Annotated in this window: 5 protein-coding genes; 3 read left to right on the plus strand and 2 right to left on the minus strand. The window is 48.8% G+C overall.

Annotation, left to right across the window (positions count from 1 at the left end; translation table 11 throughout):
• Positions 1-5: 5 nt before the first annotated feature.
• Positions 6-6,686: a translocation/assembly module TamB domain-containing protein gene (locus QUA99_RS01185; RefSeq protein WP_333234598.1), complete on the minus strand. Its 6,681-nt coding sequence runs from the start codon at positions 6,684-6,686 to the stop codon at positions 6-8.
• 560 nt (positions 6,687-7,246) lie between these two features.
• On the opposite strand from QUA99_RS01185, the gene QUA99_RS01190 reads away from it, so the two are divergent.
• On the plus strand, positions 7,247-7,621 hold the full coding sequence (locus QUA99_RS01190; protein ID WP_333213049.1) for a DUF3110 domain-containing protein: 375 nt from the start codon (positions 7,247-7,249) through the stop codon (positions 7,619-7,621).
• A 218-nt stretch (positions 7,622-7,839) separates the two neighbouring features.
• Positions 7,840-8,754, plus strand: a complete 915-nt coding sequence (gene murQ / locus QUA99_RS01195; protein ID WP_333234599.1) for an N-acetylmuramic acid 6-phosphate etherase — start codon at positions 7,840-7,842, stop codon at positions 8,752-8,754.
• A 97-nt stretch (positions 8,755-8,851) separates the two neighbouring features.
• Here murQ and QUA99_RS01200 read toward each other — a convergent pair whose 3' ends face one another.
• Positions 8,852-9,382 carry an adenylate kinase gene (locus tag QUA99_RS01200; protein WP_333234600.1) on the minus strand — a complete coding sequence of 177 codons (531 nt, stop codon included), beginning with the start codon at positions 9,380-9,382 and terminating at the stop codon, positions 8,852-8,854.
• Positions 9,383-10,062: 680 nt separating this feature from the next.
• On the opposite strand from QUA99_RS01200, the gene QUA99_RS01205 reads away from it, so the two are divergent.
• Positions 10,063-11,703 carry a bifunctional diguanylate cyclase/phosphodiesterase gene (locus QUA99_RS01205; RefSeq protein ID WP_333234601.1) on the plus strand — a complete coding sequence of 547 codons (1,641 nt, stop codon included), beginning with the start codon at positions 10,063-10,065 and terminating at the stop codon, positions 11,701-11,703.
• Positions 11,704-11,714 lie beyond the last annotated feature (11 nt).

Consider the following 11,714-nt stretch of genomic DNA (forward strand, 5'->3'; position numbering starts at 1 on the left):
GCTAACTAAAACCTCAATTCATATTCAGCAGTGACGCGGTTGTCTCCTTGAAAATTACTCGAACCCCTGAGTAAAATTTTATCGCTCAATCGATAGCGCACAGTAAATTCTGTCGGTTGATTTGCTGACAAAACTCGAATGATTGAGGCTGAAATATTGCGCGTGATGTCAAACCCAACTTCTAAACCTAAACCGAGAGAACCCGCACCTGAACTAGAACTAGCTGTTTGTACTTCGTTGCCTCTAATCCGAGTCGGAAATAAGCGAAATTCGCTCAATCCTGTGGCGTTAGTAATCGCAGATTGAATGTTGTTCAATAAACCCGCACCCGCTAAATTTGCGATCGCCAGTGTACTGTCTCCCTGTCCCAAAGTCTGCACGAAACTGCCTCCCAATAGCGCTACAATCTCTATTTCCGATCGACTCGGAGAGCTCCTCAACTCCAGACTTTCCGCCAACTGAGAAGCCCTTCCCTGCACTAAGGCTTGAATTCTGACACTCCGCACATTGCCGAAAGTTGTCGGTTCGTCTGCGATTTCAGAGGCTACAGATGTGCCGGGAGTGCGGAACCGCGTTACTTCCTGCACCGAAGTTGCTAATCTCACATCCAGCGTCGGATCGAGTCCTTGTCCTGGTACAAAGGTAGCAGTTTGGGGGTATCCTCGATCGAGTCTAAACTCCGTCGTAAACAAATTCACCGACCCGGAAGTCAACCGAATCGTACCCTCCGGGCGAAGGTCATCTAAAGTTCCATTCACCGTCAAACCCCCAGTCGCCTGAAAACTCAATATCGGCGCACTTGTTACCCGAATTCCCCGGCCCAAATTCAACCGCAAATCGTTCAATCCAACTTCAAAGGAAGGGGAAGGGGAAGGGGAAGGGGAAGGGGAAACCTCAGTCGCAGGGGAAGGGGAAGATGTGGAATCAGAATCAGAAGCAGAAGCAGAAGAGGAAGAAGCTAACTCAGTTGTGCCGGCGCCGGGACTCCGCAGAAATACTTCGCCGTTGTACAGTTCAATATTACCGCTCAACTGCGGGCGCCTAGCCGTGCCCCTTGCCTGCACTTGACCGACAACGCCGCCGCTGTACAATCCTCTGAGATTCACTGCCAACTTGTCTAAATTTACAGCCAAAGGATTATCCGCATCGACATCGCCCTCCGCGAAGGGCACAGACAGCGGAATCACGCCAGCGGCCACAACTTCTCCCTGACTCAACTGTCCCCGAATTCCTTCTACCCGAATACGATCGCCCTCAAAGCGCACCGTCCCAGTCAGCCCTGTCAGCGGTTCTGGGAAGGCTTGCGCGCGGACAGTTGCATTTTCAAAATTCGCGATTCCTTGCGCTACAGGGTCTTGCAGCGTCCCTCCGACGCGGATTTGCACCTGTCCCTGACCGCTGACCCACGCAACTTGCGGAGTCAATACATTAATAATTGCCAAACCTTCATTTTGCAAATTCGCCCTCAAATCGATTTGATTGCTGTCAGCTTTCACGGTGGCAAACGGCAACTCAAAAGGCAAACTTCCCTGCACTTCAATCGGTTCGGTTTGAGTTACCAAAGCGCTGCCGCCAAAATTCAGGCGGGCATTGCTGTAACTGAAACTGCCGTCGGCTTGTTTAATCGGTTCTCCGTTTAGCGTACCCTCAAGCAAACTCAATTCTCCGGTGGCTTGCGGGTTTTCCAAACTGCCGGCCAAATTCGCCCGCAAATTCAAATTTCCGGTGACATCCACAAAAGGCAATTCCACCAGTTTTGCCAACTCTTCGACGGGGACATTTTCTACCCGCAACTGCCCGGATTGAGCTTTTTGTCCGAGTTGTCCCGAAAAGCCGATCGCACTTTTGCCCGATCGAATTTCCAAAGGCAAAACAGTTAAAATTCCGTCCTGAAAACTGCCTTCAATGCTGAATTTTTCGGCGACATATTGTCCCCACTGCCAGTTATCGCCTTTCACGTTAAATTGAGCTTGCACACCCGTCTGCAAAGAACCGGCGACAGCAATTTCCGCGCCAAAAGTGCCTTGCAATTGAGATAAGGGAGGCAATTTTTCTGATGATTTTACTGCCTGCTGCTGCTGCAAAATTGTTTCAATTTCTGCCAAGCGGCGCAACTGTACAATTAGCGGGGCATCCGGTTCTCCCACTGCCACAGTTTGCACGTCGCCGCTGTCACCGTAAACAGGAGGTTTTAGGCCTCTAGCCAAGTCGCCTAAATTGAAATATTGCAAAGCGGCTAAAACCTGCTGCAAATTGCCTTGCTGGACGTTAACTTTGCCGGCAAATTGCGGGTTGGCGCCTGTTTGAACGTTGCCGGAAATTAAGTATTGACCGCTGCCTTGGCGGAAGATGCCATTTGTGAGAGTGGCGCTGCCGTTAGCGTAGCTGAATTCGGCTTGGAAACTGTCACCTTTAATGTAGCCGATCGCCGGTTGGGCGATCGCAATTTGTCCGCTTGCTTGCAAAGTCGCCGGATTTAACGGCATCTTCCAACCGGGCACATTTACTTGTCCCGAAACCGTACCGGTTATCGGCCCCAAACCGACCTCTTTACCGGGTGATAGATTCAAAGCAGCCAGGGGAAAATCGCTTAAATTAACTTGCAAAGTTTCTCCCTCGGTTTGGCCCCTAGCCACGGATTCCCCGCGTTGAATTAAGAAAGATGTCGGCAGAAAAGATTGATTTAAAGCTACTTCAATTTTGTCGCTGGCGCCGGCCAAACGCAAATCTACACTTTTCCCAGCATCCGCATTCACACTCCCCGCCAGTACCGGGTCAAAAGCGATTTGATTTACTGCTAAATCCCGCACTTCCACGTCGCCAACTAAGCTGAGGGCGGCGAGGGTTCCGGTGAGGCTGCCTGTAAAATCGACATTGCCGCGCAGGGGTGGGTTTTGCTGTGAGGAATTTTTGCCCGAAATTGCAGACAAAAATGCTAACTGTTCTGCAGGTAAGGCTTCCAGATTAAAGTTGGCGAGTCTGACATCCAAATCTAAATTGGAAATTGAGGGCACTCTCTTACCTGCGAGTTCGACGTTAACAAAGCCGTTTGCTGTCAAACCGGGAGTTGTGGCGTTCTCAATTTCCACCCGTTTGCCGTCCCAATTAAATACTGCCTCAAAAGGTTGTTTCAAAAACGGCAATTCCGAGATGCGGAAACTGCCGCCGGCGCGAACATTTTGTAGGGGCGGTGCCCCCGTGCCCGCCCCAATCGGGCCGGATAAATTGATATTGCCGTTAAACAGTCCTGCAAGCTGGGGGAGATTTTGGGAACCAGAGACTCCACCTCCGGTTTGCAAGCTTTGTCGCTGCGACTCAAAGGCTTGCTGGAAGCGACTTAGAGCAATTTGCTCGCCCTCTATTGAGGCGCGCCAATTCCCCGATGCGGCGCTGCCTTTAGCATTGACAATTCCTCCGCCGTTGGCGAGTCGAATTTGTCCGTCGCCGTTGGCGGTGATGCCGTTGGCCGTTAAATTATCTACTGTTGCCAAAATGCGGACTTGACCGTCGAGGGTTCCCTCAATTTCTGGCGGTAAATCCGCTGTCAGCAAACCTGTTTGTTTGAGGGTTTGTTCTAAATTACTGACGGCAATTCCGTTCGTTTCCAGCAATGCTTGCAAGTTGCCGTTTTCCAATTTTGCGGTAGTATCGATCGCCCCGAGTCGATCGACTAAAATCCGTCCTTCTCCACTACCACTAATTCCCTTCGCTGTCAAGTTATCCAAACTGCCCGCTGCTTGGAATTCGCCGTTAACTCTGCCGTCAAATCCTTTAGGCAAAGTCGAACGTCGCGGAAACAGTTGGAGATTGCGAACAGTTTGTTCTAAGCGGCTGAGAATAACTCGATCGGCATCGGCGAAAGCTTGCCAGCGTCTGTCTTCTAATTTACCTCTAAAAGCGACACTACCGTCGGCTATATTGAGTTGGCCGCTGCTGTTGACAGAAATATCGGCGGCGGTTGAATTATCAAGATTGCCACTGGCTTGAATTTGATTCGATATTTGTCCGTCAAGCGATTTGAGATTTTGGATTTTGGATTTGAGATTGTTGAGGTTGGCGACTGTTTGGGGATTGTCAGCAGTGAAAGCTAAGCCAACATCTAACAGGGGCAATCCTAAATCTACTAAGCGACTGATGGAAGTGCGATCTGTTTCTGCCGTTCCCTGCCAATTTCCCGCTGCCAATTCTCCTTTAAAATTAACATTGCTGTCGGCAAGATTGAGTCTGCCGTTGCCGCTGGCATTGATGCTGCTAGCCGTCAAATTGTCAAGACTTCCCGATGCTGTAAATTGACTCGATAGCAGTCCGTCAATCGATTTTAGATTTTGGATTTTGGATTTTAGATTGTTGAGATTGGCAGATTGTTGATTTTCGGGATTGAATGCTGAAGCCACATCTAAAATCGGCAGGGTCAAATCTACCAAGCGGTCGATGGAAGTGCGATCGGTTTCTGCTGTTGCTTGCCAGTTTCCCGCTATCAATTCTCCATTTAAGTTGACATTGCTGTCGGCAAAATTGAGCAGACCGTTGCCACTAACATTGATTCCGCCAGCAGTCAAATTGTCAACATTTCCCGAGACTTGAAATTCACCTGCTAGCTGTCCGCCTAGCGATTTGAGATTTTGGATTTTGGATTTTAGATTGTCGAGATTTGAGCCGGTTGAAGTGTTATAATTAGCACGTGCTAAAAACGGCAAGCCTATATCAATTAATTGATTGACAGCCACTTTTTCCGTGTTGCCAACAACTTGCCAGTTCCCCGATTCTAGTTCGCCATTAACATCAACTATACTGTCAGCAATATTCAGCCTTCCTTTGCCCGCCGCAGCGATCGCCTGTAAACTCAAATCGTCCAGAGTTCCTGCTGCTTCGAGGGTTCCGCTGAACAAACCCGCTAGTTCAGGAGGCAAATTAAGCCCCGGTACGACTTGCTGCAAACGGTTAAGGGCCACGCCATTGCCCTCGATGATAGCTTGCCACTGACGGTCTTTTAGCGCAGCATCCACGTTAACAGAAGCGTTGCCAATTTTCACAACTGTATTTTGTAAATCCGCCGAATTCCTTGCGGCTCTAATTTCGCCGGCTGCGGGGAAAGTTGCTTGCGGTGCTTGCCATTGAACTCTCGCTTGAATGTTGTCTAACGGGCCGAAAATTTGAGCTTTGGCGGAGACACTGCCAATTGTAACAGTAGCAGGAATTGGGAGAGCGTAAATTTGGGCGAGATTATCTGCAGGCAAGTTTTCAGCTTGCAAGTCAAACACCAAACCAGATGGCGAATTCTCACTTCCCAACGCAATATCGACTTCACCTTTCCCGCCAATTTTACCACCCGCCGCCGGCACTACCAAAATATCGCTCAAAGTCAAAGCTAAAGAGGAAAAGGGGGGAATAGAAGATTGAGAATTGGGAGTTGGGGTTTGAGCCATTCTCCCCCGTTCCAATTTGAAATTAGTGCTAATATTATTTAATTGCAGTCGATCGACTGTAGCGGGTTTTGTCGAGGCGATCGCACCTGTCAGCACCGGCATTGCAACTGTTCCAGTCAGCTTGGCATCCGCCTTCACTTCCCCGGCAACAGCAACGGGTAATACTACTTTCTTCCCTAACTCTGTCTCCACCGCACTGACAACACTTGCCAAAGCGACTGGTTGCACGTTTGTTGTCAGATTGAAGCTAGCGTTCTCCAAATTAAAATTGGTTCCAGTGGCAACTGTTCCTGCTATTTTAAGCGGAATTAAACCGTAATTACCCACCAGACTATCGACAATCACATTAGTTCCCTGAAACCGCAACTGACCGCTGCTATTTTGTACGATCTGTTTCAGCGGAGAAATAATCGCTTGCACTCCTCCAAAACTAGCGGTTCCGGTAATTTCCGATACTTTATTGTCTCGCAATTTCACGGTCAAATTGCCATTAGCCAGACCTTTTTGTAAATAAATGCGGGGAAGTTTCAGCAAGCGAGCGAGGTCGGGCAAAGGCAAATTTTGACCTTGCAACTGCACGTGAGTTTGAGCGGCAGGTAAAATAGAATCAGCTTTAAGTATAAAATTATCGCTGTTACTAAACTGACCGTTTAGTTCGTAGAGAACGCGCTGATTTTGGTCGCGAAATAGAGCGCTGCCATTTTTCAAGCTTACAGAAATCGGAGCCGATTTTTTCTGTCCGACTGCGGGACTCGGCACCAAAACTGCGGCGACATTTTCTGCTCGAATTGCCTCAATTTCAGTTTTAAATAAACCCGGAGATTTCTTCTCCCTAGTTGGTGGAATATTAACCCAGCGGCCCTGAGCATCCTGTTCGATATAAGCGCTGGGTTTAACTAAGGTAATATCTAATTTGAGAGTGCGGTTGAACAGCAGTTGCCCGATAGAAAATTGCACTTCCACTGCTTCTGTAGAAGCGTAATCGGGATCGGTAGGAGTTGCAGGTAAAGTCGATCGGCCAAACCGCAAACTTGTCGGAGAAAATCTCTCCAAACGTCCGATTTGCACAGGCCGCTTCAGCAACTGACTGACTTCAGTTTCCACCAAAGGAGCTAACTTTTCCCGCACCCACTGGTATCCTACCGCCGTCGCAACCAAGGCGATAATGCCCAATCCCGTACCGCTAAGCAGCAGCAGACGCCACCAGCGGCGGTGGGAACGGGGTGCGAGTTGATTTTTGTCGTCGTCCGAGTTAGTCATGGGTGTTTCTCAGAAATCAGAGAATTCAGGAATTAAGGGAATCAGCTTATTTTAGACAGGTATAATTTCTGTGATTCGCCAGAGTGCCTTTTGCCTTTGGTAGACTCACAAGTGAGGTCGGAAGTGCCGATCGCGCGTTAGCAAAGCCCGCCCCTACGGGGGCTACGCCAACGCAGAGGATCGAATTTCAAAATTCACGTCGCACTCCGGGGCAAAGTCCAATAACCTTTACTAAACTTAATCAAAACACGCAACACGATTTAACACCAAGTCCTCCAACTCCCCTAAATCCTCTCGAGCCCGCTAGTGCAGGATCGATCGTCAATCTAAAATCTAAAATATAAAATCTAAAATCGGTTAGATTCCCCCCGCAGTGCAGGATCGGTCGTCAATTTGAAATCTCAAATCTCAAACCAACTCCTCCAACAGCCCCCAACTCCTTTCGATCCCGCCAGTGCAGGATCGGCGGTCAATCTAAAATCTAAAATATAAAATCTAAAATCGGTTGCCCGATCGCTTCTAAGATAAAAAAACGGTGGTTAAGAAGGTCTTTAAAACTTATGCGAGTGTTCGTCTTACTCTTCAATGCCCGCACCGAGAATGAGGGAATTCATACCATTCAACTCGGCGATCGCAACAAAGTTCTGATGTTTGAGTCAGAAGACGACGCCACCCGCTTTGGCGTGATGTTGGAAGCTCAGGATTTCCCAGAGCCCACGGTTGAGGCGATCGACGAGGAGGAAATTAAGGAGTTCTGCGACAGTGTTGATTATGATTGGGAACTTGTGCCCGCGGGCGCGCTGGCTATTCCGCCAGAAGACAATGTAACACAGACTCAGTGGCAGCCGGAGTCCGAGCCAGAGCCCGAGCCAGATTCTGAGGTTTCCCAAAACGAGCTCGATTCTATTCGCCGCCGACTCGAAGGACTTTTGTAATAGGAAGTTCGGCAACGAGTAGTGTACGGGATTAAACGGATGGATATTGAGGATCGAGGTGAAGAAGGAAGAGGGAAGAAGGATAAATTTGATATCTTCCAGCGCGATCGATCCTAGGCTCAATTTCTAGATACAGGCTTCCAGGCTGAACCGGGGACTCTTGATGTCTCTTGACTTCGCTTGAAGGCCGACAACTGACAATTAACAATTGACAAAAAATGAAGAATTTGGAAGAACGGGGTCATCTGCTGACTGAACAGGTGAATGCCAACAGCGAGAATTTAGACCAACTCAGTTCGATCGAATTAGTGGACTTGTTCAACCGGGAAGACGCCCAAACTTTAAGCGCGATCGCCCGCGCCCGCGAACAGTTAGCCCGAGCGATCGACATTGCAGCCGAGTCTCTGCGTCAAGGAGGTCGCCTGTTTTACGTCGGTGCGGGTACTTCCGGGCGTTTGGGGGTGCTCGATGCGGCCGAGTGTCCCCCCACCTTCTGCACGCCGCCAGAACTCGTACAGGGGATAATTGCCGGGGGTGCGGGGGCTTTGGTGCGGAGTTCGGAGGATTTGGAGGATCGGGCTGAGGATGGGGCCGAGGCGATCGCCCACCGTCAAATTACCCACTTAGATGTGGTTGTCGGGATTACGGCTGGAGGTACGACGCCCTTTGTCGCGGGCGCTTTGCAGGCGGCGCGCCAGCGGGGGGCGAAGACTGTGTTTATGGCCTGCGTACCCGTCGAACAAGTGAATTTTGAGGCTGATGTTGATATTCGGTTGTTGGTTGGCCCGGAGGTAGTGGCGGGTTCGACGCGCTTGAAAGCGGGTACAGTCACAAAAATGGCTTTAAATATCATTTCGACTGGGGTAATGGTGAAGCTGGGGAAGGTTTACGGCAATCGGATGGTTGATGTGGCGGTGACTAATAAGAAATTGCGCGATCGGGCTGTGCGGATGTTGCAGGATTTGACTGATTTGAGCCGGGAGGAAGCGGGTTTTTTGCTGGAAAAAAGCGGCAAGTCTGTTAAATTAGCTTTGATGATGCACTGGACTGGTTTGGAAAAGGAAGAGTGCGATCGAATTTTGGGCGAGTTTCAAGGCAATTTGCGATCGGCTGTGGCATCAATTAGTCATTAGTCAGTCATCAGTCATTAGACCTCTTCTAAAAAGGATCTCAAACCCTTGCACTGTCTGGGCAAAAACTTAATTTCTGGAGAGGTCTATTTGTCATTAGTCATCTGTCATTAGTCATCTGCGATATCGATTCCAAAAATTGTGCAATCTCTTCTGCAGATCTGATGTGATAAACACTTTTGGTATTTTGATCGCGATCGACATACTCGCGATATCTGGGAGTCAAATACTTGTGACACAACCAAAGAGCGCGGTAACTATTAATTGAACTCTTCAATATCGGACTGTTTTCAGGCCAGCCTTCTGGCGGTATAAAGCTACCTGAAATCAGCCGTTTAGTCACCCACCAAAAATGCACGTATAGCGGTAAATCGACAAAAACCAGACTATCCGCTTCATTGAGTCGCAGCCAGAGGGTTTCCCTGCAACCAAACCCGTCAATAATCCATCGCTCGGTCGCCAGAATTTTCTCATGGGTATGCTTGTATTCTTCATAGTTCACCTCAGCGCCCCCAGATTGATATTGAATCTTATCCAAGATGTAAAGTGGCAAACCAGTGATTTCCGATAATCTCTTGCTGAGAGTTGATTTACCGCCTCCAGCATTGCCAAACACAGCTACTTTTTTCATAGTTACCCTTTTAGTAATTTAGGATCGCGAATTAAATAATTTACACTCTTGAAAGTGGGATGGGCTCTCGTAGCCCGTCCCACAAGAACATCACGGGGAGCATCTCAATGAAAGCAGTTAAGCTAGAAATTGGAGTTTTAAGGCTCTCTTGCTGCGGGGCAGGAGGAAAGAGGAAGAAGGAAAGAGGAAGAAGGAAGGAGCCAGAAGAAGTGTTTTTACAAATATAAGATGCTCCCACATCACGCATTGTAAGTTATTTAATTCTCATTCCTTAGTCATTAGTTATCAGTAGCGGACTAAAAACTGAAAGTCGATCTAATTGGGAGCTTTCAAAAAAGTCAATTTCGGTGATTTTTGGCGCGGATCATTGACGTTTTTGAGAAATGCGATTACTGTAAGTATATATACTTATTTTTTGGCGATCGCTTGGATATTTTATCAGACAAGCGATCGCGGCCAGGTATTGTCGATCGATTTGTAAAAGATCTGTCAAATCTAAGGCGATCGCTCCTTAGTTAAAAAAGCCGTTTCTGAAGCCAACGCACCTAGTACGAGACTGCTGGATACTCTACCCACTTTGAAATTTCAAACCGAGTCCTATGCAACCAAAACATAACCTTAACCTATACTCATTCTTGGCGTATCTCCCCTGGCTGAAGAAAAGCTACACTGCCAAAATTATGCTGGTTGCATTTTTAGGCACGCACGTTCCTTTGCTAACCTTAATGGTTTGGTTTCTTACCTCAAACGCTTACTCTGTAGAGACATCAGTCGGGGTTCTGCTGGTTGCTCTGCTGGCGACATTAGCGGGTACGGCAGCAACGCTTTATACGCTGCGCTACCTCCTTCTGCCGGTAATCTTAACCTCGGAGGCTCTACAAAACTACCTCGATACAAGAACATTGCCGAACTTACCCACAGAGTTTGCTGATGAAGTCGGTACGCTGATGGCAAATTCCTCACAAACGCTTTACAAACTAGATGAATTGATTCATTACATTACCCACTACGATGAACTGACGGGATTGCCAAATCGTGACTTATTCTGCGATCGCCTGAATCAAACCCGATCTCAAAATCACTCACCCTTGGTCGCAGTTCTGGTATTGGGTATCGACGATTTCACGGGGATGCGCCATTCGTTGGAGCCTGGGATATGGGACTTACTAATTAGAGCCGTTTCCCAGCGGGTGGTACAGTGCATGGATCGGTCAGATGTCTTGGCGCGTTTGGGCGACGGTGAGTTTGCGATCGCTCGCAGCGAACTCCCCTCGCTGGAGAGTGTGGTCAAGCTATCCCAACTGCTGCTGAGTACGCTAGCAAAACCTTTCTCTGTAGAGGGCCAACCGATCCACCTCACCGCCAGTCTTGGCATTACATTGAACCATTTAGAAAATACCAATTCTGCAGAGCAACTTCTTCAGCAAGCTCACTTCGCACTTCATCAGGCACAGCAGCAAGGGCGGAGTCACTATCAGTTTTATTCACCCGAAATGAACGTTCAGTTACAGGAGCGACTGATCCTAGAAAATAGCCTGCGCGGAGCGCTGGAGCGTAACGAACTACTGGTTTACTATCAACCGCTGATCGACCTCGACAGCGGACAGGTGACAGCAACGGAGGCGCTGGTTCGCTGGCAGCATTCTACAGAGGGTTTGGTCTCTCCGGCAAAATTTATTCCGATCGCCGAAGCCAATGGCGAGATCGTGCCCATTGGTGAATGGATCTTGCGAACGGCTTGCGCTCAAACCCGTAGCTGGCAACTGGCTGGGCTGCCAGCGCTGCGGATTTCGGTGAATCTGTCGGCTCGACAATTTGAGCAGGCGAATCTGGTTGAGATGGTTCGCCAAATTTTGGCCCAGACGGAACTAGAAGCTGCGTATTTAGAACTGGAAGTGACTGAAACTGCCTTGATGACTGACATCGAGCGATCGGTCAAAATCTTAATGCAACTGCGAGAACTTGGCGTGTCCCTCGCCCTAGACGACTTTGGCACGGGTTATTCTTCCCTCAACTACCTGCAACGGTTTCCGGTTAATATGCTCAAGATCGATCGGTCGTTTGTCAACGATATACTGTCTAACCCGAACAGCGCCACCATTACCGATGCGATCATTGCTCTGGCAAAAAGTCTGCGGTTAACGATCACCGCAGAAGGCATTGAAACCAAGGAGCAGCGTGATTACCTGCAAGCGCGAGGCTGCGATGAAGGTCAAGGGTTTTACTTCAGTCGCCCTGCTAACGCTGACACGATCGCCAAACTGCTAAAAGACTCGTTTCAGTCTGAGGAAGCATCTATCCCTATTGCCAGCCACTTTTAAGCTGCACCATT

Origin of the sequence: Microcoleus sp. F10-B2 (assembly GCF_036704965.1) — a bacterium.
Lineage (GTDB): Bacteria > Cyanobacteriota > Cyanobacteriia > Cyanobacteriales > Microcoleaceae > Microcoleus.